Annotated in this window: 17 protein-coding genes; 15 read left to right on the top strand and 2 right to left on the bottom strand. The window is 43.5% G+C overall.

From position 1 onward, the window contains the following. The first annotated feature begins 636 nt into the window (after positions 1–636). The 4 genes from KTR06_RS13685 (at position 637) to KTR06_RS13700 (ending at position 5,489) form a co-directional block, all read left to right on the top strand. Positions 637–1,590, top strand: coding sequence for a tyrosine-type DNA invertase cluster 3b (locus KTR06_RS13685; protein WP_141409107.1), 954 nt, complete (start codon positions 637–639; stop codon positions 1,588–1,590). Between the two features lie 414 nt (positions 1,591–2,004). After that, a complete protein-coding gene (locus KTR06_RS13690) occupies positions 2,005–2,754 on the top strand; it encodes a YjbH domain-containing protein (RefSeq protein WP_004325599.1) in 750 nt (249 codons plus the stop codon). Positions 2,755–2,760: 6 nt separating this feature from the next. Next, positions 2,761–3,978 (top strand): YjbH domain-containing protein, encoded by a 1,218-nt coding sequence (locus tag KTR06_RS13695; RefSeq protein ID WP_141409108.1) that lies wholly within the window; start codon positions 2,761–2,763, stop codon positions 3,976–3,978. 47 nt (positions 3,979–4,025) lie between these two features. After that, positions 4,026–5,489 carry a carboxypeptidase-like regulatory domain-containing protein gene (locus KTR06_RS13700; protein ID WP_118408096.1) on the top strand — a complete coding sequence of 488 codons (1,464 nt, stop codon included), beginning with the start codon at positions 4,026–4,028 and terminating at the stop codon, positions 5,487–5,489. Positions 5,490–5,886: 397 nt separating this feature from the next. Here KTR06_RS13700 and KTR06_RS13705 read toward each other — a convergent pair whose 3' ends face one another. Then, positions 5,887–8,103, bottom strand: a complete 2,217-nt coding sequence (locus tag KTR06_RS13705) for a patatin-like phospholipase family protein (protein ID WP_008021830.1) — start codon at positions 8,101–8,103, stop codon at positions 5,887–5,889. Positions 8,104–8,374: 271 nt separating this feature from the next. Here KTR06_RS13705 and KTR06_RS13710 point away from each other — a divergent pair, with 271 nt between their 5' ends. The 10 genes from KTR06_RS13710 (at position 8,375) to KTR06_RS13755 (ending at position 23,335) form a co-directional block, all read left to right on the top strand. Further along, positions 8,375–9,631 (top strand): efflux RND transporter periplasmic adaptor subunit, encoded by a 1,257-nt coding sequence (locus KTR06_RS13710; RefSeq protein ID WP_008021831.1) that lies wholly within the window; start codon positions 8,375–8,377, stop codon positions 9,629–9,631. 3 nt (positions 9,632–9,634) lie between these two features. Beyond that, positions 9,635–12,739 carry an efflux RND transporter permease subunit gene (locus tag KTR06_RS13715; protein WP_004325605.1) on the top strand — a complete coding sequence of 1,035 codons (3,105 nt, stop codon included), beginning with the start codon at positions 9,635–9,637 and terminating at the stop codon, positions 12,737–12,739. Then, the gene (locus KTR06_RS13720) at positions 12,739–14,118 is read left to right on the top strand and encodes an efflux transporter outer membrane subunit (protein WP_004314974.1); all 1,380 of its coding nucleotides are present in this window, start codon (positions 12,739–12,741) and stop codon (positions 14,116–14,118) included. The genes KTR06_RS13715 and KTR06_RS13720 overlap by 1 nt, the downstream gene beginning before the upstream one ends. A gap of 207 nt (positions 14,119–14,325) precedes the next feature. Beyond that, positions 14,326–15,972, top strand: a complete 1,647-nt coding sequence (locus tag KTR06_RS13725) for a diphosphate--fructose-6-phosphate 1-phosphotransferase (protein ID WP_049703049.1) — start codon at positions 14,326–14,328, stop codon at positions 15,970–15,972. 168 nt (positions 15,973–16,140) lie between these two features. Continuing rightward, positions 16,141–17,034 (top strand): glycoside hydrolase family 25 protein, encoded by an 894-nt coding sequence (locus KTR06_RS13730; RefSeq protein ID WP_120070219.1) that lies wholly within the window; start codon positions 16,141–16,143, stop codon positions 17,032–17,034. Positions 17,035–17,110: 76 nt separating this feature from the next. Beyond that, entirely contained in the window at positions 17,111–18,454 is a 1,344-nt protein-coding gene (lpdA, locus tag KTR06_RS13735; protein WP_141409109.1) for a dihydrolipoyl dehydrogenase, read from the top strand. A 19-nt stretch (positions 18,455–18,473) separates the two neighbouring features. After that, the gene (locus KTR06_RS13740) at positions 18,474–19,196 is read left to right on the top strand and encodes a lipoate--protein ligase family protein (RefSeq protein WP_141409110.1); all 723 of its coding nucleotides are present in this window, start codon (positions 18,474–18,476) and stop codon (positions 19,194–19,196) included. Between the two features lie 109 nt (positions 19,197–19,305). Further along, positions 19,306–20,742, top strand: a complete 1,437-nt coding sequence (locus KTR06_RS13745; RefSeq protein WP_151923068.1) for a dihydrolipoamide acetyltransferase family protein — start codon at positions 19,306–19,308, stop codon at positions 20,740–20,742. Positions 20,743–20,779: 37 nt separating this feature from the next. Further along, entirely contained in the window at positions 20,780–22,816 is a 2,037-nt protein-coding gene (locus KTR06_RS13750) for a thiamine pyrophosphate-dependent enzyme (protein WP_008774897.1), read from the top strand. Positions 22,817–22,828: 12 nt separating this feature from the next. Then, positions 22,829–23,335, top strand: coding sequence for a flavodoxin (locus KTR06_RS13755; protein ID WP_118408101.1), 507 nt, complete (start codon positions 22,829–22,831; stop codon positions 23,333–23,335). 226 nt (positions 23,336–23,561) lie between these two features. Here KTR06_RS13755 and prmA read toward each other — a convergent pair whose 3' ends face one another. Beyond that, positions 23,562–24,410, bottom strand: coding sequence for a 50S ribosomal protein L11 methyltransferase (gene prmA / locus KTR06_RS13760; RefSeq protein ID WP_004314966.1), 849 nt, complete (start codon positions 24,408–24,410; stop codon positions 23,562–23,564). A gap of 225 nt (positions 24,411–24,635) precedes the next feature. On the opposite strand from prmA, the gene KTR06_RS13765 reads away from it, so the two are divergent. Next, positions 24,636–25,931 carry a hypothetical protein gene (locus KTR06_RS13765; RefSeq protein ID WP_217290429.1) on the top strand — a complete coding sequence of 432 codons (1,296 nt, stop codon included), beginning with the start codon at positions 24,636–24,638 and terminating at the stop codon, positions 25,929–25,931. Positions 25,932–25,959: the final 28 nt, after the last annotated feature.

A 25,959-nucleotide genomic window follows, 5' to 3' on the forward strand; every position in this document is an offset into this window, starting at 1 on the left:
GTTAACTAACTTAGGTATAACAAACGAAGTTGTCAACTAAATCCAGTACAGTACAATCCTTACGTAGAAACTGTAGTGTCCCGCCTTAGAAACTCTCGTTTCCTGCCGTGGAAACTGTAATTTCTAATGCCGGAAACGACAGTTCCCCGCTTGGAAACGGGAAGTTAATGTATACAATAAACTTTTGCCCTCCTAGAGAATTGGCTTATGTAAGGTTTATACTGTGTGGCAGATACTTTATCTGCAACCTATCTGCCGCAGGTATCTGCAACGCTCCAACTATTTATCAACTAGTGCATTACACGCGTTTGGTTGCAGGTGGCAGATGTTTTCATGTTTTTTCAACTTTATAGTAGGAGGATTACGCATCAAAATTATACTCACAACCGTAAGTCATAAAACAGATTCACCTCTGTGCCCTCTGTGTACTCTGTGGTGAAAACAGTGCAGACATGAATAAGATTCACTTCTGCGGCCTATATGGTGAATAAATTCAGAACGTTATAGGAAAGTAAAAGAATAACTTCCACGCGAGTGAAGGTTTTCTTTTACTTTTCTTTTTTTATAATAGTTGAAATCATAAAGTAGCTTACTTTTGTTCTTTCTCTTATATTATATAATCTAAAATAACTAGTGATGCAAAAAATGAATAAAAATGGATTTAGCCAATGTGCCGGAGCGTACATTGAGCGTTTGCGAAAAGAAGGGCGATATTCTACCGCTCATGTTTATAAGAATGCTCTTTTTTCTTTTAGTAAGTTTTGTGGAACAGGTAACATATCGTTCAGGCAAGTCACCCGGGAATGTTTACGATGCTATGGACAGCATCTTTACGAGTCCGGGTTAAAACTCAATACGGTTTCTACTTATATGCGTATGTTACGTAGTATCTATAATCGGGGAGTAGAAGCGGGAAGTGCCCCTTATGTTCCCCGGTTGTTTCATGATGTCTATACAGGCGTGGATATCCGGCAAAAGAAAGCATTGCCTGTGACCGAATTGCACAAACTACTGTATGAAGACCCGAAATCCGAACGTTTGCGTCGTACGCAGACGATTGCAGCTCTGATGTTTCAGTTTTGTGGAATGTCATTTGCGGATTTGGCGCATTTGGAGAAATCGGCTTTAGACCGGAATGTGCTTCAATATAACCGTATCAAGACTAAAACACCTATAAGCCTGGAAATTCTGGAAAGTGCAAAAGAGATGATGAATCAGCTTCGAAGCAATAAAACTGCTCTTCCTGATTGTCCCGACTATTTATTCGATATTCTGCATGGTGATAAGAAGCGGAAAGATGAAAAAGCATATAAAGAATATCAGTCTGCTCTTCGTCGTTTTAATAATTCTTTGAAGGATTTGGCGAGAGTGTTGCGCTTGAATTCGCCCGTCACTTCATATACCTTCCGACATTCTTGGGCCACTACTGCTAAGTATCGCGGAGTTCCGATTGAAATGATTAGTGAATCGTTGGGACACAAATCTATTAAAACCACACAAATATATCTGAAAGGCTTTGGATTAAGAGAACGCACAGAAGTAAATAGAAAGAATTTATCTTACGTTAGAAATTACAATGTAAGTAGGTAATAGATAGGCAAAACTTTAATAATCAGTATTTAAATGTATCTGTTACTTCTTAGGTAACGGAATCAAATGTGACGCAAAGATATACAAAAATATAAATAGCAAACAAATATTCCCCCATTTTTTTTCGTTTTATCTGATGCATACGGCAAAAAAAAATCCGAACATGAGATAATCATATCTTCATGCCCTCTGATTTATATGTCCTGTCTTAAAAAGAATTTTCCCCTTCGCCAAAGGCAAAAACTCTTCTATTACTGTAATTGTCGATGTTTTTCTCTATTCTCATTCCGATTGGTCTTGGTTGTGTGTTTACTGTTACCTAAGAAGTAACAGAATTATATAAGGTAAAAATAGTGGATTAATCAAAAAAGTTTTGAGAATATCTCTATTTAAAAGTATAACATACAAATAAAGATGAAACAAACTAAAGCGGCTTTTAGGAATAAGCCATTTATTTCGTTAAAAGGTAGTATTCTATTTCTGATACTCATTCCGATGAGCGGTCTGGTTCACGCGCAATATTCCATGGGAACAACGGGGCAGTTGATGATACCTACCGCTGAAATGCAGGAGACCGGTACATTTATGGGAGGAGTCAATTTCTTGCCCGAGCAAGTTACTCCATCGGTTTTCAGTTTTCCTACCATGAACTATTTTGTAGATATGACTCTTTTCTCTTTTATCGAATTCACTTACCGGATGACATTACTCAAAATGACAACCGGTACAGGCAGAACGGGTTATCATAATCAGGACCGTTCTAATACGATTCGTATTCGTCCGCTAAAAGAAAGTCGCTATTTCCCAGCTGTTGTGATTGGTGGAGATGATCTTTTGACGGAGAAGAAGACTCCGTATTGGGGAGCTTATTATGGTGTGTTGACAAAGACTATCGGGTTTCGTTCGGGAGACCAATTGGCTGTAACGGCCGGATGGTATATTCATCAAGGTGATTGTCGTGTATTTAATAAAGGACCTTTCGGAGGTGTCCGCTATACGCCTTCTTTTTGCAAAGAATTGAAGTTGATGGTGGAATATGATACGCGTGGATGGAATATGGGTGCTGCCATGCGCTTTTGGAAGCATTTGTCCGTCAATGTGTTTACTCGTGAATTTACATGTGTTTCCGCCGGTCTGCGGTATGAATGTACATTAATGCATTAAAAGAAGATGAAAAGGATTGTTAGTGTGACCGCTGTTTTTCTCTGTGGTATTTCTTTGTTACAGGCACAGCCTGTTCGTGTGAGTGAGACACTGAAAGAGTTGGATATGGAGAATATTTCAGTTGTGGAGAAAAGGGACACGATAACTGCGGCTTTTGAGACCTCTGCTTATAGAGGTATTTATAATGGAATCGGTATTGCCATACGCCATTTGGTTATTATACCGGAAATACCGACTTTGCAGCTACTTATATTAGATAATGCCTTACCACAATTATGCATAACCATCCCTGCAGAATTGATTCAAAAATATCAGTCCGGTGAATGTGCGTTGGATGAAGTGTATCGTAAGATGGGGATAACTACTTCTACCGAAACTGCTGTACGGCAGCTGAAAGGCGTAAAACGAAAAGAAAGTTCTTTCGGTAAGGTCGATTTGGTAGTATATCCCAACGTGATGTTAGTCAATAATGTAACTTATAAGTTGTATAAAGCGGCTCTCGAGTTGCAACCTGCCGTGGAAATGCAATTATGGAAAGGCGCCTCGCTACGGATGCAGGTTTCTTTGCCTATTGTAAGTAATGAAGATGGCAAGTGGAACTGCGTTCGCCTGGGATACATGACTTTTCGTCAGGATTTTCGCTTGGCTAATCATTGGAAAGGATACCTCACAGGCGGTAGTTTCTCGAATGACCGTCAAGGACTTGCAGCAGGCATCGGCTATTTTTCAGCAAATGGTCGGTGGACGGTAGAAGGTGGAGGAGGAATAACCGGCTCTGCTCATTTCTATGGTAGCGAATGGAAAATGAGTCAATGGAAAAGAGTCAATGGACAAATTAGTGTAGGATATTATATTCCGGAAGTGAATACCTTGGTGAAAGTAGAAGGAGATCGCTTTATTTATGGCGATTATGGAGTACGCGGAACTCTTTCACGCTACTTCGGCGAATATATTGTAGGTATATATGGTATGTATACAAATGGAGCAACGAATGCAGGATTCAACTTTTCTATTCCATTACCGGGAAAGAAACGCAGGCGACATCTGCTACAGGTAATGCTTCCCGAATATTTTGCTTTTCAGTATGATATGCGTAGCGGAAATGAATATGCCCATCGTTCGTTGGGCGAAAGTTATAGTGTTGAACCTAAGTCGGCAGAGAATTCACATTTCTGGCAGCCGGATTATATTCGATATTATTTGATTAAAACGAGTGAGAAGTGAAACATGATTGATATTTTAACTAGTATTTTTAACAAATTTGAAACATTATGAAAAGTGTAAAATGGTTTTATGTGGGTGCCATGGCAATAGCCTTGGGTATGTTAACTTTTGCGACAGTAGCCTGTCACGATGATGATGACGATCCGAAACCGGCAGAAGGGGAAGTAATTGAAACTCCAAAACCGGTAGTGGAGTATTACATTATGGGTACGGTGACTTCCGGAGGAACAGCAATGAATGGGGTAAAGGTAAAAGTGGGTAGTAAAAATTACACAACCGACTCGAATGGTAAGTTCTCTGTTACAGAAAGTGCTACAGGTACTTATAGTATTGAAGCGTCTTCTAATGGATATCTTTCACAAAAAACGTCAGTTGTCATTGCAGACAATGCGGAGAATCGTAGTGTGGTAACGGTAGCTTTGGCTTTGACAAAGGAGAGTCCGAAAGAGACTGTGTCGATAACGGCAGCAGAAGAAACTAAGGTAGAGGATAAGAGTGAATCGAATCTGGCAATTGAAGAGCCGGGAGAAGTTGCTCCGGAAGAAGTGGTAGAGGATAAACCACTCGTGAAAGTCGAATTGGCAATACCGGCAGGTGCAATTGAGGCAACAGGAGACAATGCAGAAATTGTTAAAGATGGTAAAGTAGACATCAGTGTAACAACCTTTGTTCCTGCTCCAGAAGAAGTGACTACTGAAGTGAAGGCTGAGGACGTGAATCAAGATGTAGCTAAAAGCATACCTTTAGCTGCTGCTAAATTTGAACCGTCTGGGTTGAAATTTACAAAAAAGGTTACGATTTCTATTCCTAACCCTATCCCTGGAATAACATTCGCTGATGCTGATATGATACTTACTTATCAGAATCCAGATACAGGAGAATGGGGAGATGCAAAAGATAATAAGGGAAATGTAATTAAAAATATATCTTCTACTACAGAAAATGGAGCTGTCACTGCATATACAGCCGATGTCGATCACTTCTCTGCTTATGCTATAGAGAATAAAGTATACAGCAAGATTAGTAATGAAACTGTGACAACTAATATTCTAGGACAAGCTAGTCGTGATAATAGCGAGAATGCTAAAGCGGTGACTGGCATTGAATTGAAATATAAGGAAAAGTCTGGTTGGGACTATGATAAGAATGATGCTGCTCTTGTTGCTGAAGTAAAATCGCAATTAGGAGCTGGTGCTAGTGCTGAAGATACAAAAACGGTGAATGCAATGGTTGCTTTCATGAAAACTCGTATGTTCTCATTAATGGGATCGGTATCTGGCATTACGGAAACTGAACGTGTTTATAACACTGTAAATGTAAACGGATACACCACTATGAGTTATACTTGCTATGCAAAAGCTCGTACTACCACATTGACGGCTAATGTAAAGTTTAATGGTCAAAACAAGACGGTTTCGATTACAGCAACTCGTTATACCGGAACGGATCATCAATATAAGACGGTTACTTATAATCCGACACATAGCGGCGGTAAGGGTGGTAGTATTTAAGATGTTTTATAGTAAGGGGCTTGGATTCGTTTGTAGCATTGAATCCCTGCCTTAGCCGATTAGGAAAAAGTACAGAGGTACATCTTTACCTAATCGGGGCCACGCATCAGATTTTATTTTGATGCACATTTCCCTGAATATCAACTGTCTGTGAAGATCGTTGATATGATTTGAAACGATTCATTGAATCGATATGTAATATTTTTAATAAAACCCTTTTGAATATGTTCCTTTTTTAATAAACCCTTTGGGGCATGTTCATATAGAGTATAGAGGGAGGAGATCACTGTGAAGCGGTCTCCTCTTTTGCTTTTTGAAAATATTGTATTACGCGAAGTAGTATTGCTAAAATCTGTCTTCCTTGGAGTGTTATTATATTCTTTTTGACTAGATTTGACTAGAAGTAATACCCTAAATTCACAAAACAACTTCCTTTGTCCGTCTGATTGGAGTATCCCAACGATATTTCCAATGGTCCGAAGATGCTGTCCATTCCATAACCTGCACTAACACCGAATAATTGCTTGCCTTTCAATATATCGAAGAAATTACTATCCGTTAGCCCGTAGTTACCCGTCAGCGTGAGATAATGAATGGCTCCCATACGTTGTCTGAACTTAATAGACGCAATCATGATGGTGTTATCCATCAATTCCAGATTGGTGACCCCGGCAAATGGTAATTGCTGTGGAATATAGAAACCGGGTACGTCACCGCCAATGGCATTTTGCAGCGGATAAGGAAAATCTCTTCCGATCAGGATACGTCCATAAATGGAAGGAATGACGGAGAAACGGCGGGTCACAGGGATGACACTTGCCCACGAAGCATTCAATGCTGAAAATGGAGCATGGTCGTTGTATTGTGCCATGTTATCCGTATAAAGCGAATAGGCAGCTCTGAAGTCACTTCCTTTAGAAGGGAAGCGTCCTTTATCGTATGTATTATATTGCACTTGGGCAAAATAACTTAGAAAATGTTCCGATTCCACTTTCAGATCGGAGATTTCAGGTTTCTTGAACAGGAAATCTTTGTACTTGTAGTATTCAAAACGCAGACCGAGTCCGAAGCGGAAATTCTTGTACCATACATCGGAGAAACCGAATTCTGCCAGATGATATTTATACGTTGTATTATAGGCACGGTCACCTTCCTCGTAAATGTTGATATCGTTGTATTGGAACATATACGAGAAGTTGAAATTACGTTGCTGCATCGGTTCTAGCGTATAGTCTATGCGGGCAGCATATCGTTTACCCAATCGACCGGTAAGAGCCAGGCGGGAAGGAATATGAGTTTTGAGGTCTGCCGTTGCATTCACCAACAAAGACGCGATTTCTTCCGAATCGAAACGGATGCCCAGATTGATTCTTCTTTCGTATTTTTCCTGCAACAGGAAGTTGAGGTGATAACCTTCAGGAGTCTCTTTCAATGTATAGCTGGCACTGGAATAGGATTGGCTGCCACGTAATTGATACAAGGCCTGTTCTATTTGTTGAGTGGTAATGTCACTGTTTTCTTTCAGATTACATTTCTTCATCAGCCATTTTTTATCATCCACCTCTACACCGGAAAATGAGATGTCCGTCACATAAACTGTGCGTGCATTGGAAAGAGAAGAATAAGGGCCATGTTGCTTCGGAGTATAATCTTCGGCTATTCCTATCTTCTTTTTCAAGGCAAGCAACGAATTCCATTGTTCTTTAGCCGCTTCTTCGCCTCTTCGCATCAGAGTGTCGATGGCTGCCGGGGTAAAACTGGCAGATGAATATCCCTCCACATTGACACGGATATAAGTGTCTGTGAGGTCTACATTCTTTTCGTGGTTAGACTGGCAGGTGATGTCTACAATCTGTCCCAGAATATCGGGGACGCTGTTGAGCTTGTCAGCCTTCTTCAAAGCATTCTGCACGTCTACTCCGATAATAATATCGGCTCCCATGGCTTTCACAACATCTGCCGGATAGTTGTTTACAATGCCGCCGTCCACTAATACCATGCTGTCTTGCCGTACCGGAGTGAATACACCCGGAATAGCCATACTGGCACGCATAGCGGTTGAGAGTATTCCGTCATGGAATACAATTTGCTCTCCATTGACAACATTGGCTGCCACACAAGCAAAAGGAATGGGAAGTTTATTGAAGTCGATGGAGTCATGATACCCCACAGTGAGATCTGAAAATAGGTTAGCCAGATTTTGCCCTTTCATGAGTCCTCCGGCAGCAGCATCCTTGGGAGTTTTGGTGAAAGGGATAGAGACTGTATATTTTTCAGACCGCTCACGATCAGTCAATGACATGGCACTTCGTTTGATACGGTCGCTCAACAGGAATGTCCAATCTTGTTTTCGTACCATGCTGTCCAATTGTTCCGTAGTATAACCGATGGCATACAGACCACCTACGATAGCTCCCATACTGGTGCCGGCTATATAGTCAATAGGAATTCCGGCTTCCTCAATTACTTTCAGTGCTTTGATGTGTGCCATTCCTTTGGCACCGCCACCGCTTAGAACGACACCTACCTTTTTCCTTTGCTCTTGAGAATGCAAAGAAAAAGGCAATAAGATGCCAATTGATAAAACTAATGTTGAAAAGATTTGTTTTTTCATTAGGATGTGGTCTAGTGTTGATGTTTAATATAATACAAATGTAGAGCATAATTTGTTTAGTTGTTGAAATAGGAACTAAAAAAAATGTTCCAAAAGTCGGAAATGTGGATTTTTTCTACACCATACAGTGAATTTCCACACTTTCTGCAAAACGAAGAAATATCTAATGCTTTGATTTTAAGCAAATAATGCAGCTAACGCATTTTTGGTATATGAGTTGTAAATAAGGATATAGAACAAACATAAGTTAAATTAAATAATAAGATTCGATATGAGATTATTCTTTTCGAAACATGAGTTGAAACTGAGGAGAAAGAGAACCATTGCTGCTATTATATGTATGGTAGTTGTGTTGGGTGTGTACTGGATACTGACCCGACCTCAGAAGGCTGCGCCGGAAATGCCGACAGTCATTGTTGAACCGGTAGTGAAAGACGACGTAGAGATATACGGGGAATATGTGGGGCGTATTCGTGCCCAACAGTTCGTCGAGGTACGTGCCCGTGTGGAAGGTTATCTGGAAAATATGCTTTTTGCCGAAGGTACATATGTCAATAAGAATCAGGTTTTGTTTGTAATCAACCAGGACCAGTATCGTGCCAAAGCAGATAAAGCCAGAGCACAATTGAAAAAAGACGAAGCGCAGGCTTTGAAAGCGGAACGTGATTTAAAACGTATCCGTCCGTTGTTTGAACAGAACGCTGCAAGCCAGTTGGACTTGGATAATGCGGAAGCTGCATATGAAAGTGCCGAGGCAACGGTAGCCATGAGCGAGGCGGATTTGGCACAGGCTGAACTGGAATTGGGTTATACCATTGTTCGTTCGCCCTTATCGGGACACATTAGTGAAAGAAATGTGGACTTGGGTACATTAGTCGGTCCCGGAGGAAAATCATTGCTTGCTACCATTGTGAAGAGTGATACAGTGTTGGTGGATTTCAGTATGACAGCACTCGATTATTTGAAGAGTAAAGAAAGAAACATTAATTTGGGACAGCAGGATTCCACCCGTTCCTGGCAGCCGAATATTACCATTACATTGGCGGATAATACCGTCTATCCATTTAAAGGATATGTGGATTTTGCCGAACCGCAAGTCGATCCTCAAACCGGAACTTTCTCTGTACGTGCAGAAATGCCGAATCCGAAACAAGTATTGTTGCCGGGACAATTTACAAAGGTAAAGTTGTTGCTGGATGTTCGTGAAGGTGCACTGGTTGTTCCGATGAAAGCCGTTACCATCGAAAAGGGTGGAGCATATATTTATACCATGCGCAAAGATAATGCGGTAGAGAAACGTTTTATCGAATTAGGACCGGAAGTCGGGAATAATGTGGTGGTAGAAAGAGGACTGGCAGAAGGAGAAATGGTGGTTGTAGAAGGGTTCCATAAGTTGACTCCGGGCATGAAAGTACGGGTCAGTGATCCGGAAGCCGAAGCTGGGGACAGTATAACTACGACAAAAAATGAAGTGACCGGAGTAAAAGAAAACACTACCGGAACGAAGGATAACGCGAAAGGAGAATAAACGATGAAAGTTACTTTTTTTATAGATAGGCCGGTCTTCTCGGCTGTAATCTCCATCGTGATTGTGATTGTCGGCATTATTGGTCTGACGATGCTTCCGGTGGATCAATATCCGCAGATTACCCCTCCGGTGGTGAAGATCAGCGCATCCTATCCGGGTGCCAGCGCACTTACCGTGTCGCAGGCGGTAGCCACTCCGATTGAGCAGGAAATCAATGGTACGCCGGGTATGCTTTATATGGAATCAAACAGTTCTAACTCCGGAGGTTTTTCGGCAACGGTCACTTTTGACGTATCTGCCGATCCGGATTTGGCAGCTGTTGAGATTCAGAACCGTGTGAAACTGGCGGAATCCCGTCTGCCGGCGGAAGTCATTCAGAATGGTATTTCGGTAGAAAAACAGGCTCCCAGTCAGTTGATGACGCTTTGTTTGACTTCTACTGATCCGAAGTTCGACGAAATTTATTTGAGTAACTTTGCTACTATCAATGTGCTCGATGTAATTCGCCGTATTCCTGGGGTTGGACGTGTATCTAATATCGGTAGCCGCTATTATGCGATGCAGATATGGGCGCAACCCGATAAGTTGGCAAACTTTGGACTGACCGTGCAGGATTTACAGAATGCATTGAAGGATCAGAACCGTGAATCAGCGGCCGGTGTATTGGGACAACAACCGGTGCAGGGACTGGATATTACCATTCCTATTACGACTCAAGGACGTTTGTCTACCGTAGGGCAGTTTGAAGATATTGTAGTGCGTGCCAATGCCAACGGATCTATTATCAGGTTGAAAGACGTGGCGCGTGTATCGTTGGAGGCTTCTTCTTATAACACGGAAAGTGGTATCAACGGCGAGAATGCCGCTGTTCTTGGCATTTATATGTTGCCGGGAGCAAATGCGATGGAAGTAGCCGAGAGAGTAAAAGAGGCTATGGATGAGATTAGCAAGAATTTTCCGGAAGGATTGAGCTATGAGATTCCGTTCGATATGACGACTTATATTTCCGAATCTATTCATGAAGTATATAAGACGTTGTTTGAAGCGTTGGTATTAGTTGTATTGGTGGTTTATCTATCCTTGCAAAGCTGGCGTGCAACGTTGATTCCGGTAGTGGCGGTGCCTATTTCATTGATCGGTACTTTCGGATTCATGTTGATTTTCGGTTTCTCGCTGAATATACTGACATTACTAGGATTGATTCTTGCCATCGGTATTGTTGTGGATGATGCGATTGTGGTGGTGGAAGGCGTAGAACATATCATGGAAACGGAACATCTAAGCCCATACGAAGCAACGAAGAAAGCGATGAACGGACTTGCTAGTGCTTTGATTGCCACATCACTGGTATTGGCGGCAGTGTTCGTTCCGGTTAGTTTTTTAAGTGGGATTACAGGGCAGTTGTATCGCCAGTTTACGGTGACGATTGTGGTGTCCGTACTTATTTCTACGGTAGTGGCTCTGACATTGAGCCCGGTGATGTGTTCATTGATTCTGAAGCCGGATAACGGAAAGAAAAAGAATATCGTTTTCCGGAAGATTAATGAATGGCTGGGTATCGGTAGCAATAAATATGTGGCTGCTGTGACTCGTACGATCAAGCATCCTCGCCGGGTTTTGAGTGCTTTTGGTATGGTGTTGATCGCTATTATGCTGATTCACCGCATTATTCCGACCAGTTTCTTGCCTGTAGAAGACCAGGGATATTTCAAAATTGAATTGGAACTGCCGGAAGGAGCTACTTTGGAACGTACCCGTATCGTAACAGAACGTGCCATTGCTTATTTGGAGAAGAATCCATATATCGAATATATACAGAATGTAACGGGAAGTAGTCCGCGTGTCGGAAGTAACCAGGGACGTGCTGAACTGACGGTGATCCTGAAACCTTGGGAAGAGCGGAAGAGTACCACTATTGAGAAGATTATGGATACGGTGGAAAAACATTTGAGGGAATATCCCGAATGTAAAGTCTATCTGTCCACTCCTCCGGTTATTCCGGGACTGGGTAGCTCGGGAGGTTTTGAAATGCAATTGGAAGCTCGTGGAGAAGCCACTTTCGATAATTTGGTAGACGCGGCAGATACATTAATGTACTACGCATCCAAACGCAAAGAGCTGGCTGGTCTGTCATCTTCTTTGCAGTCGGAAATACCACAACTCTATTTCGATGTAGACCGTGACAAAGTAAAGATGCTGGGTGTGCCACTGGCTGATGTGTTCTCTACCATGAAGGCTTATACCGGTTCGGTGTATGTGAACGACTTTAATATGTTCAACCGTATATATAAGGTTTACATTCAGGCGGAAGCTCCTTACCGGGAACACAAAGACAATATCAATCTGTTCTTCGTGAAAGCCTCCAATGGAGCGATGGTACCGTTGACTTCTTTAGGAAATGCCTCCTATACCACAGGACCGGGAAGCATTAAACGTTTCAATATGTTTACTACGGCCGTTATTCGTGGAGCAGCTGCGCAAGGATATAGTTCCGGACAGGCAATGGAGATCATGGAGCAGATTGCCCGTGACCATCTTCCCGATAATATCGGTCTTGAATGGAGTGGCCTTTCTTATCAGGAGAAGCAGGCGGGAGGTCAGACAGGTATGGTGATGGCATTGGTATTCCTGTTCGTTTTCCTTTTCCTTGCTGCGCAATACGAAAGTTGGACAGTGCCTATTGCCGTGTTGCTTTCTTTACCTGTTGCCGCTTTGGGGGCCTATTTAGGAGTCTGGGTTTGCGGATTGGAGAACGACGTCTATTTCCAGATTGGTCTGGTAATGTTGGTGGGACTTGCCGCTAAGAACGCGATTTTGATTGTAGAGTTTGCAAAAGTACAGGTAGATAAAGGTGAAGACCTGGTGCAGTCGGCTATCTATGCAGCCAAATTGCGTTTCCGTCCGATTTTGATGACTTCTCTCGCATTCGTACTCGGTATGCTTCCGATGGTATTGGCAAGCGGTCCGGGGTCGGCAAGCCGGCAGGCAATCGGTACAGGTGTATTTTTCGGAATGATATTTGCCATTGTATTCGGTATCATTCTTGTGCCGTTCTTCTTTGTGATGGTGTATAAAACAAAGTCGAAAATTTTAAAACATAAGAAATAATGAAACGAAAGAAACTATATATTGCTATCCTGTTACTTGCCGGAGTCTTGACTTCCTGCAAGGTAGGGAAAAGTTATGTCCGTCCTGATCTTCATTTGCCCGACAGCTTGGAAAGAGCGCAAGACTCGATCAGCTTCGGCGACCAGGACTGGAGGGATATTTATACGGATGCTACCTTGAGAAGCCTGATAGAACGTGCACTGGATCATAACAAGGATATGTTGATTGCCGCTGCCCGTGTGAAAGAAATGGCAGCACAGAAACGTATTTCCACCGCTGCGTTACTTCCGGATATCAAAGGAAAAGTAACGGCAGAACGTGAACTCGAAAATCATGGAGGAGATGCTTTCAAGAGATCAGAGACCTTTGAAGCACAATTTCTCGTTTCATGGGAACTCGATCTTTGGGGAAATCTGCGCTGGGCACGTTCGGCCAGTATTGCCGAATATCTGCAATCTATCGAGGCGCAACGCGCATTGCGGATGACGATTGTTGCTGAAGTGGCACAGGCTTACTATGAATTGGTTGCTTTAGATACAGAACTGGACATCGTAAAGCAAACATTAAAAGCCCGTGAAGAAGGAGTACGTCTGGCACGTATCCGGTTTGCCGGCGGATTGACTTCCGAGACTTCCTATCGACAGGCACAGGTGGAATTGGCGCGTACGGCAACTTTGGTTCCTGACCTCGAACGTAAAATCTCCCTGAAAGAAAACGATATTGCTTATCTTGCCGGTGAATATCCTAATAAGATAGCCCGTTCCCGTTTGCTTCAGGAATTCAACTCTCCAGAAACACTTCCTGTTGGGTTGCCGTCTACATTATTGGAACGTCGTCCCGACATCCGTCAGGCAGAGCAGAAATTGATTGCTGCCAATGCGAAAGTGGGAGTGGCTTATACAAATATGTTCCCGCGTCTTGCCCTGACAGGTGGTTTCGGTAGTGAAAGTACTTCTTTGTCGGAACTCCTGAAATCTCCATACGCAGTGATGGAAGGAGCTTTGCTGACTCCGATTTTTGGTTGGGGAAAGAATCGTGCGGCATTGAAAGCAAAAAAGGCAGCTTATGAGGCTGAAGTACATAGTTATGAAAAAGCCGTACTGGAAGCTTTCAAGGAAACACGCAATGCGATTGTCAACTTCAACAAGATCAAGGAAGTGTACGAACTTCGTGCCAATCTGGAACGTTCGGCCAAGAGCTACATGGACCTGGCACAACTGCAATACATCAATGGGGTTATTAATTATCTGGACGTATTGGATGCCCAACGTGGATATTTTGATGCACAGATTGGGTTGAGTAATGCTATCCGTGACGAGTTGATTGCGGTAGTTCAACTCTATAAGGCTCTTGGTGGAGGCTGGGAACAAAATCCCTAGAATTATCATATCGATTCACTCATTGAAGAAAACGTAAAGGCTATCTCCTACACCGGGAGGTAGCCTTAATTTTTCTTTCTTCTTCCTTTTGTCTTAAAAACAACAACAGAAGAATTTTCATAATTCGGAAAAAAGTGCGAAATTTGCAACGCTTTTCAAGTTTGACAAGAAACTTACTAACACCTTTAAATAAAAAAATTAAAGAAAATGACTAAAAGTGCATTGCAAATCGCAAGGGCTGCTTACCAGCCCAAACTTCCGAAAGCATTGGCATCAGGAGCTGTTAAGGCTGTAGCAGGTGCTGCTACTCAATCTGTAGCCGATCAGGAAGCTATCAAAGCATTATTCCCGAACACGTATGGAATGCCGTTGATTACATTCGAAGCTGGTGAAGCTGTTGCTCTTCCCGCTATGAACGTAGGTGTAATTCTTTCCGGTGGTCAGGCTCCGGGCGGACACAATGTAATCTCCGGTTTGTTCGACGGTATCAAGAAATTGAACCCGGAAAACAAATTATATGGTTTTATCCTGGGTCCTGGTGGTCTGGTAGATCACAACTATATGGAACTGACTGCTGATATTATCGACGAATACCGTAACACAGGTGGTTTCGATATCATCGGTTCCGGACGTACGAAGCTGGAAGCTGAAAGCCAGTTCGAAAAGGGATATGAAATCATCAAAGAACTTGGCATCAAAGCATTGGTTATCATTGGTGGTGACGACTCTAATACAAACGCTTGTGTATTAGCTGAATACTATGCTGCTAAGAAGTATGGTGTACAGGTAATCGGTTGCCCGAAAACAATCGACGGTGACTTGAAGAACGATATGATTGAAACTTCTTTCGGTTTCGATACAGCATGTAAGACTTATGCAGAAGTAATCGGTAACATCCAACGTGACTGTAACTCTGCACGTAAATACTGGCACTTCATCAAGTTGATGGGTCGTTCGGCTTCTCACATCGCACTGGAATGTGCTTTGCAGGTACAGCCTAACGTGTGTATCGTGTCTGAAGAAGTAGAAGCTAAAGATATGTCTTTGGACGATGTAGTGACTTACATCGCTAAAGTGGTAGCTGACCGTGCCGCACAGGGAAACAACTTCGGTACTGTATTGATTCCGGAAGGATTGGTAGAATTCATTCCTGCCATGAAACGCCTGATTGCTGAATTGAACGACTTCCTGGCTGCTAATGCTGAAGAATTCGGTCAGATTAAGAAATCTCACCAACGTGATTATATCATCCGTAAACTTTCTCCGGAAAACTCTGCTATCTACGCAAGTCTGCCGGAAGGTGTTGCCCGCCAGTTGACTTTGGATCGTGACCCGCACGGAAACGTTCAGGTATCACTGATCGAAACAGAAAAACTGTTGTCTGAAATGGTAGCTACTAAGTTGGCTGCATGGAAAGAAGAAGGCAAGTATGTTGGTAAATTTGCTGCTCAACACCACTTCTTCGGTTATGAAGGACGTTGTGCTGCTCCGTCAAACTTTGACGCTGACTATTGCTACTCTCTGGGTTACACAGCCTCTATGTTGATTGCTAACGGTAAGACTGGTTATATGTCTTCTGTACGCAACACAACTGCTCCTGCTGCCGAATGGATTGCTGGTGGTGTGCCTATCACTATGATGATGAATATGGAACGTCGCCACGGTGAAATGAAACCGGTTATCCAGAAAGCATTGGTGAAACTGGATGGCGCTCCTTTCAAGGCATTTGCTGCGCAACGTGATCGTTGGGCTATCGAAACGGATTATGTATATCCGGGTCCGATCCAGTACTTCGGTCCTACAGAAGTTTGCGACCAGGCAACTAAGACTTTGCAGCTGGAACAAGCTAAATAAATACACTTCAGAGCAGTTGTTGATGTAACAGTTGCAATAACAGCTGCAATGAAAGATTCTTTCAGGCACGGATTACACGGACTACACGGTTTATAAGAAATAACTAAAAAACCGTGTTAATTCGCGTAATCCGTGCCTATCTCTAAAAACATTGATCGTTTAAAGTAAATGCCGCAACGCAACAACCCGATGTCTGCCGTACAGAAGAAAAGAACCGTTTCCACTACCAAGAAAAAGGGAACGACCTCTTCTTCCAAAACTTCCCGTACCTCAAAAAAGGAACAGATGAAGCATCGAACTGTGATGCCTGTCTGGATTCGTAACATTTTGGCAGTGATGATTGTTGGTTGTTTTTCCATTGCTTTCTATTATTTCTTTATCCGTCCTTATGCTTATCGATGGAAACCTTGCCATGGCTTAAAGGAATACGGAGTTTGTATCCCTGATGGATATGATATTCATGGTATTGACATTTCTCACTACCAGGGAAAGATTGACTGGAAAAGACTGTTGCAGAATAAAGAGACGGCTACTCCTTTGCATTTCGTTTTTATGAAAGCTACAGAAGGAGGAGATCATAACGACACAACCTTTGAGGCGAACTTCGCCAATGCCCGTAACCATGGATTTATCCGTGGTGCTTATCATTTTTATATTCCTGGTACGGATGCTTTGAAACAGGCGGACTTCTTTATTCGTACGGTGAAACTGGACACGGGTGATTTACCTCCCGTACTTGATGTGGAAGTGACCGGGCGGAAGGAAAAAAAGGAATTGCAGCAAGGCATTAAACGCTGGCTAGACCGGGTGGAATCTCATTATGGAGTGAAACCTATTCTTTATACTTCTTATAAATTTAAAACCCGTTATCTGGACGATTCCATCTTCAATACATACCCTTACTGGATTGCCCATTATTATGTTGACTCTGTAAAGTATCAGGGGAAATGGGACTTTTGGCAACATACTGATGTAGGAAGTGTTCCCGGTATCAAAGAAGACGTAGACCTGAACGTGTTCAATGGCTCGTTAGAGGAACTTAAAAAGCTGACAATTAAGTAACAGGTATTTCTTTTCCCAACAACTTATCTCTTCTCTCATTTGTTATAATCGTATTATTACTAAAAAAGATACGATTATGAACTTTGATATAGCTATTATTGGTGGTGGTCCTGCCGGGTACACAGCTGCCGAACGGGCAGGGGCCAACGGATTAAAAGCCGTTCTTTTTGAGAAAAAGGCAATGGGTGGAGTGTGTCTCAATGAGGGGTGTATTCCTACTAAAACTTTGTTATATTCTGCTAAAATACTGGATAGCATCAAAAGTGCTTCCAAATATGGCGTTTCTGCCGAATCTCCTTCGTTCGATTTATCCAAGATTATGAGCCGCAAAGACAAAACAGTGAAAATGTTGACGGGTGGCGTGAAGATGACTGTGAATTCTTACGGAGTGACGATCGTGGAGAAAGAAGCTTTTATAGAAGGAGAGAACGAGGGGATGATCCGCATCACCTGTGATGGAGAAACCTATTCCGTGAAATACTTGCTGGTATGTACCGGTTCCGATACAGTGATTCCTCCCATACCGGGATTGTCGGGAGTCAGTTATTGGACTTCCAAGGAGGCGTTGGAGATAAAAGAACTTCCCAAAACGCTGGTTATTATTGGCGGTGGAGTGATCGGGATGGAATTTGCTTCTTTCTTTAACAGCATGGGAGTAAAGGTGCATGTGGTAGAAATGATGCCGGAGATTTTGGGAGCGATGGATAAGGAAACGAGCGGTATGCTTCGCGCCGAATATGCCAAACGGGGAGTCACTTTCTATTTGAATACGAAAGTAGTGGAAGTGAACGCTCATGGAGTCGTGATAGAAAAAGAAGGAAAAGTTTCCACTATTGAAGCGGAGAAAATCTTGCTTAGTGTAGGCCGTAAGGCAAATTTATCCAGAGTGGGGCTGGACAAGCTGAATATAGAATTGCATCGGAACGGGGTCAAAGTAGATGAACATCTGTTGACTTCGCATCCCCGTGTATATGCTTGTGGGGATATTACAGGTTATTCTTTATTGGCACATACCGCTATTCGTGAAGCGGAAGTCGCTATCAATCATATCTTGGGAGTGGAAGACCGGATGAATTACGATTGTGTTCCGGGAGTTGTTTATACCAATCCCGAAGTGGCAGGAGTGGGAAAGACAGAAGAAGAACTGATAAAATCAGGACTTTCTTACCGTGTGTCCAAATTGCCGATGGCTTATTCCGGTCGGTTTGTAGCCGAGAATGAACAGGGAAACGGCCTTTGTAAACTGATTCAGGATGAAGAAGGGAAGATCATCGGTTGCCACATATTGGGAAATCCGGCGTCAGAACTTATTGTGATCGCAGGTATTGCTATTCAGAGAGGCTATACGGTGGAAGAATTTCAGAAGACTGTATTCCCGCATCCTACGGTCGGAGAGATTTATCACGAGATTATGTTTTAACTCTTATTCTGTCTGACCTATGATTCGATGTATCTATACTCCGTTTACTGATATTTACTTTCACTTGGCTGCAGAAGAATATCTGTTGAAGCAGGGAAATGAAGACATTTTCATGCTTTGGCAGGACACTCCTTCTGTGGTAATAGGGAAGCATCAGCGGTTACGGTCGGAAGTCGATCAGGAATGGGCGGAACGGGAGCAGGTACATGTTGCCCGTCGTTTTTCCGGTGGGGGAGCAGTGTACCATGATTTGGGCAATGTCAATCTGACTTTTATAGAAACGACTCCCCGCTTGCCGGAGTTTGTCACGTATTTGCAGCGGACGTTGGATTTCCTGAACTCTATGGGACTGATGGCAACAGGAGGCGAACGATTGGGGATTTATCTGAATGGATTGAAAATATCAGGAAGTGCGCAATGCCTGTACAAGGATCGGGTATTGTATCATTGCACGCTATTGTATGATACGGACCTTACAGCGTTGCATCAAGCATTGAATCCGGAACCGATGGTCGATGATGAAACGTTGTCGTCTGTATATGCTGTTCCTTCCGTTCGGAGTGAGGTAACTAATATTCGCAGGCATTTGTCGGTGGGGACTGTCACTGATTTTAAAGGAAAGGCTTTTCAGTATTTCAGTAAGTCGCAATCTGTCAGTGCTTTCACTAAGGAGGAGATAGAAGCCATCAATCAGCTCCGGGAAGAGAAATATATTCAGAAAGAGTGGATATATAGCCGTTGATGTACAGTTTGTACCGATTGGCATCCGGTTAAAATTTACTTAACTTAAAACTTTCTATTTCAGCCCATTGTTGTAATATATCTAAGGTTGAATAATAAAATTATTGTCTATGTCAAAATTCGAAATAAAAATGCCTAAGTTAGGCGAGAGTATAACCGAAGGGACCATTGTCTCTTGGTCTGTAAAGGTGGGTGACATGATTCAGGAAGACGATGTGCTTTTTGAAGTGAATACTGCTAAAGTAAGTGCAGAAATCCCTTCTCCCGTAGCGGGAAAAGTGGTGGAGATTTTATATAAGGAAGGTGACACCGTTGCTGTAGGAACAGTTGTCGCTATTATTGATTTGGATGGCGAAGAATCATCCGGTACGGAGCCGGCAAGCGAAGGTGCCACAAACGAAGGAGCTGATGCCAGTCAGGTTGCCGCTGATGTTTCCGGAACATCACAATCAGCAGCAGACATTGCTAAGAGTCAATCAGTGAATACTGCATCAACCCCCGTTGATACATCGAAACCCGTTGCTGTTGAGGAAGAACGTTGGTATTCTCCTGTTGTGATTCAGTTGGCGCGGGAAGCTAAGATTCCGAAAGAAGAGTTGGATGCTATACAAGGTACAGGTTATGAAGGGCGATTGAGTAAGAAAGATATAAAAGACTATATTGAAAAGAAAAAAAGAGGCGATATGGCTGAACCGAAGCCGACCTCTGCTGTTGCTGCTCCGGCTGCAAACAAACCGTCGGTGGTTGTTGCTCCCGAACCGATAACTCCGAAAACGTCTCCGGCTGCATCTGCCCCTGCTGCACAGTCGGCTGCTACTTCATCCAAATCGTCTGCTCCTGTTGCCATGCCTGGAGTTGAAGTGAAAGAGATGGATCGTGTTCGCCGGATTATTGCCGACCACATGGTTATGTCTAAGAAAGTATCTCCTCATGTAACCAATGTGGTAGAAGTAGACGTCACCAAACTGGTGCGTTGGCGCGAAAAGAATAAAGATGCTTTCTTCCGTCGCGAAGGAGTGAAGTTGACTTATATGCCTGTGATAACCGAGGCCGTAGCGAAAGCATTGGCAGCCTATCCTCAAGTGAATGTGTCGGTAGACGGATATAACATCCTCTTTAAGAAACATATCAATGTAGGTATTGCCGTCTCTCTGAATGATGGAAATCTGATTGTGCCTGTGGTGCATGACGCCGATCGTTTGAATCTGAACGGCCTGGCAGTTGCCATTGACTCTTTAGCCCTGAAAGCAAGGGATAATAAATTAATGCCGGAAGATATTGATGGCGGTACATTTACTATTACCAATTTCGGAACGTTCAAGAGCCTGTTCGGTACACCGATTATTAATCAGCCGCAGGTTGCTATTTTGGGAGTAGGGTATATCGAGAAGAAACCTGCTGTGATAGAAACACCGGAAGGCGATACGATTGCCATCCGTCATAAAATGTATCTGTCTTTGTCTTACGACCATCGGGTAGTAGATGGAATGTTGGGAGGTAACTTCCTCCACTTTATAGCCGACTACCTCGAAAACTGGCAAGGCTGATAACTGATTGTTTCACTCATTAAGAACTTCATTCACTATGAAAAAGAAATATGATATAAAAACGACAGATGTAGAAACCCTGAAAAAGTGGTATCATCTGATGACATTGGGGCGTGCTTTGGATGAAAAAGCACCGTCATACCTGCTGCAATCTTTGGGTTGGTCTTATCATGCTCCTTACGCGGGGCATGATGGTATTCAGCTTGCCATCGGTCAGGTATTCACTTTGGGCGAAGACTTCCTGTTTCCTTACTACCGCGATATGCTGACTGTACTTTCTGCCGGAATGACTCCGGAAGAAATCATCCTGAATGGTATCTCGAAAGCGACAGACCCGGGTAGCGGCGGACGTCACATGTCGAACCATTTCGCCAAACCGGAATGGCACATCGAAAACATTTCTTCCGCTACGGGAACGCATGACCTTCATGCGGCAGGTGTGGCGCGGGCAATGGTATATTATGGACATAAAGGAGTCGCCATCACTTCTCACGGAGAATCTGCCACTTCCGAAGGATTTGTATATGAGGCTATCAATGGCGCCAGCCTTGAACGTCTTCCTGTGATTTTTGTGATACAGGACAACGGATATGGTATCTCTGTCCCTAAATCGGAACAGACAGCCAACCGCAAAGTAGCCGAGAACTTCTCCGGTTTCAAGAACCTGAAAATCATCTATTGCAATGGAAAAGATGTATTCGATTCGATGAATGCCATGACCGAAGCTCACGAATATGCAAGGGAAACCCGTAACCCGGTGATTGTGCAGGCCAATTGTGTTCGTATCGGTTCCCATTCCAACTCGGATAAACATACCCTGTACCGGGATGAGAACGAACTGGAATACGTAAAAGATGCCGATCCGCTAATGAAATTCCGCCGGATGTTGTTGCGTTACAAACGCCTGACGGAGGAAGAGTTGCAACAGATCGAAGCTGACGCAAAGAAAGAACTGTCGGCTGCCAACCGAAAAGCGTTGGCTGCTCCCGATCCTGATCCTAAGAGCATCTACGATTTTGTGATGCCCGAACCTTATCAACCGCAAAAGTACAAAGAAGGTACTCATGAAGCAGAGGGCGAAAAGACCTTCCTGGTAAATGCCATTAACGAGACATTGAAAGCCGAATTCCGCTACAATCCCGATACGTTTATCTGGGGACAGGACGTAGCAAACAGAGAGAAAGGCGGTGTGTTTAATGTCACCAAAGGGATGCAGCAGGAATTCGGCGAAGCCCGTGTGTTCAGTGCGCCGATTGCCGAAGATTATATTGTAGGCACTGCCAACGGAATGAGCCGCTTTGATCCTAAAATCCATGTCGTGATAGAGGGAGCGGAGTTTGCTGATTACTTCTGGCCTGCCGTAGAACAATATGTAGAATGTACGCATGAGTATTGGCGCAGCAATGGTAAGTTTGCCCCGAATATAACGCTGCGGTTGGCTTCCGGAGGTTATATCGGTGGAGGGCTGTATCACTCTCAAAATATAGAAGGAGCTTTGACTACATTGCCGGGAGCACGAATTGTCTGCCCTTCTTTTGCCGATGATGCAGCCGGATTGTTACGTACTAGTATGCGCTCTAAGGGATTTACTTTGTTTCTTGAACCGAAAGCATTGTATAATTCGGTAGAAGCCGCCACCGTGGTGCCGGAAGACTTTGAAGTACCTTTCGGAAAAGCACGTATCCGCCGTGAGGGTACGGATTTGAGTATTATCACATACGGAAATACGACCCATTTCTGTCTGCATGCCGCCGAACGATTGGAGAAAGAGGGTGGTTGGAAAGTAGAAGTGATCGATATTCGTTCTCTGATTCCGCTGGATAAAGAGGCAATATTTGAATCGGTCAAGAAGACCAGCAAAGCATTGGTTGTACATGAAGATAAAGTATTCTCCGGTTTCGGTGCGGAGCTTGCAGCAATGATTGGTGAGGAAATGTTCCGTTATCTCGACGGACCGGTGCAGCGTGTCGGTTCTACGTTTACTCCCGTCGGTTTCAATCCGATACTGGAAAAAGAAATTTTGCCGGACGAAGCTAAGATATACGAAGCTGCACGGAAATTATTGGAATATTAAAAGATAAGAATGATGAAAAAGATAGGTTTGTTTTATGCTACCAAAGCCGAAAGAACGAGTTGGGTGGCAGAGAAAATACAGAAAGAGTTTGGTGAAGACAAGATAGAAGTAGTGCCTATCGAGCAGGCCTGGCAGAATGATTTTGCTGCTTATGACTGCTTCATTGTGGGTGCTTCCACTTGGTTTGACGGGGAACTTCCTACTTATTGGGACGAACTGTTGCCGGAACTCCGGACAATGAAATTGAAAGGTAAGAAGGTTGCTATCTTCGGTTTGGGAGATCAGATACGCTATCCGGAGAATTTTGCGGATGGAATCGGGTTGCTGGCAGAAGTCTTTGAAGAGGATGAGGCTACCTTGGTCGGTTTTACTTCTTCCGAAGGTTACACTTTCGAACGTTCAAAGGCTTTACGTGGCGAGCAGTGGTGCGGGTTGGTTGTCGATTTGGATAATCAGTCCGAACAGGCGGAAAAGAAAATCAAAGCATGGTGCCAACAAGTCAAAAAAGAGTTCGCGTAACGACTTTATTTCTCTTTATAAGATAGTGACGCTATCCGATGCAAATAGTGACGGTATATGCTATGGATAGCGTCACTATCCCAAGCGTATACCGTCACTATATTTTTTCTGCATTAATCTGGAGTCTAACGCTTGTTTATAGCGTATATCGACTGCGATTTTTGCTTGCTTTCTTATATCTTTTAATGATAAGGGAGCTTTCTCTTTTAAAGATATTTGTTGGCTCTTATCCTTTATAAATAAATTTCACTTCTGCCCAACGGTTCTTCTCTTTATAATGAACGAAAGTCAGTCCGTTCTTCTCGGCTTCTTCGCGGATGGCGGCAATGTCGTCTATATAAAATCCACTCATATAGAGTTCGGAATTCGTATGCATACAGGCAACATATTGCTTCATGTCATTCAGTAATATATTCCGGTTGATGTTGGCGATGATAACGTCGAAAGGTCCTTTTCCTACAAGCGACGAGGCATCTCCTTGTGATACGGCAATATCGTCTACGTGGTTCAATTCGATGTTTTCGATGGAGTTTCGTACGCACCATTCATCAATGTCGATGGCCGTACAGGGACGTGCGCCCCGCATACGTGCGAGGATGGCGAGAATCGAAGTTCCGCAGCCCATATCGAGCAGGGATTTATCTTTCAGTTCGCTGTCCAATAATTCTTCAATGATGAGGCTGGTAGTTTCGTGGTGTCCTGTTCCGAAGGCCATTTGAGGATTGATGACAATGTCATATTCCGCTTTGGGGACATCTTGGTGGAAAGTGCTGTGGATCACACATCGGTTTCCGATAATGATGGGTTGGAAGAAATTCTTTTCCCATTCCTCGTTCCAGTCCTTGTCTTCCGCTTCGGTATATGTATAAGTAATATCCGTATCGGGTAGGGGAAACTCGTTGATGGCAATCTTGATGGCGTTTTCATCACACAATGTCTGTTGGATATATGCGGTCAGTCCGCCTTCACACTCAACAAAACTTTCAAATCCTACTTCACCCAGTATGGCAGCCAGTACGTCATTGACGGTTTCGGTACAAGGCTGGGTGCGGAATGTGAACTCAAAATACTTCATAATTGTTTTTAATGCTGGTGAATAATGTGCAAAGATACAGCAATCCGGGTATAGAAAGTCAAGTTTGCCTGAACTTTATGCCGGTGAGCGTTGTATCTTCTACAAAGATAGTTAGAAATAGGGATTTCCCTATTATCCTTTGGGGAAAATCTCCCCCGGACGAAAAATCTCTTCCTTATCTTTGTAACGTGAATAAGTTTAAGTAATTACATAAACCGAGATGATATGAAAAAGATTGTTTATTTCTTGCTATTTGCCTTGTGCCTTCCGATAGGTATCTTTGCACAAAGCGTTGATGACGACCTTTACTTCGTACCTTCTAAAGACAAACAGGAGAAGAAAGAAACTCCAGTTAAGAAGGAACCGAAGAAACAGGTGACGACTAACATCTATACTTCACCGGGTACTACAGTGGTTGTTCAGGACCGTAAGGGAAGAACACGGGATGTGGATGAATATAACCGCCGTTACGATGCACGTGAAAATGAATTCGTAATGGATAATGATACCTTATATATAAAAGAAAAATCTAATCCGGATTTGGACGGAGAATGGGTGACGGGCGAATTCAATGGTACAACAGACGACTATGAATACGCTGAACGTATCATCCGTTTCCGCAATCCGCGTTTTGCTATCAGTATCAGCAGTCCGTTGTACTGGGATGTAGTTTACGGTCCGAATTCATGGGACTGGAACGTATATACCGATGGTATGTATGCTTATGCATTCCCGACGTTCAGTAACCCGCTTTGGTGGGATTGGCGTTATGGCTCTTACGGCTGGGGATGGAACTATGGCTGGGGATGGAATCGTCCTTACTACTCTTGGGGATATTACCCCGGTTATTGGGGCGGCGGCTACTGGGGTGGCTGGTATGGCGGTGGATATTGGGGACATCATCACCACTGGCATGGTGGTCCTAGCTGGGGCTGGGGCGGAGGTGGAAGCGGTCGTTGGACAGGTCCTACCTATACAAACCGTCGTTCTTCTGGACAAAGCAGTTACAGAAACTCGTCTCGTCAGTATGGTTCAAGTGTAACCCGATCAGGTAGTGGCTCTTCAGTTCGTTCTTCCGGTGCATCTTCTTCTTATAGTAGAGGAGAAAGCTCTGCAAGACGTGTAGTAGGTACTCGTACTTCAGGCAGTTCTGTTAATCGAGTAGAAGGTTCATCACGTCGTAGTAGCAGTACTTATTCCCGCCCGAGTAGCACACGGAGTAGTGGTGGAGCAAGTTCTACTTATTCTCGTTCTTCATCAAGCTCGAGAAGTACTACTGGTAGCAGCACAAGATCATCCTCTTATAGTCGTGGAAGTTCAACAGCCCCGCGCAGTAGTTATTCCGGCGAGAGCCGAAGTTCTTCATCTTCTTATGGAACTTCTCGTTCCTCTTCTTCTTCACGGAGTTATTCACCGGCTTCTTCCGGTAGTAGTTCACGTGGTAGCTATTCTTCCGGTGGCGGTGGTTCTACCAGATCTTCTGGTGGGGGTGGCGGCTCTTCCCGTAGTAGCAGAAGATAGGAAGTCAGGTGTTTAATTAAATGGAATG

It is taken from the genome of Bacteroides sp. MSK.20.12 (assembly GCF_019052435.1).
GTDB classification, from domain to species: Bacteria; Bacteroidota; Bacteroidia; order Bacteroidales; family Bacteroidaceae; genus Bacteroides; species Bacteroides xylanisolvens.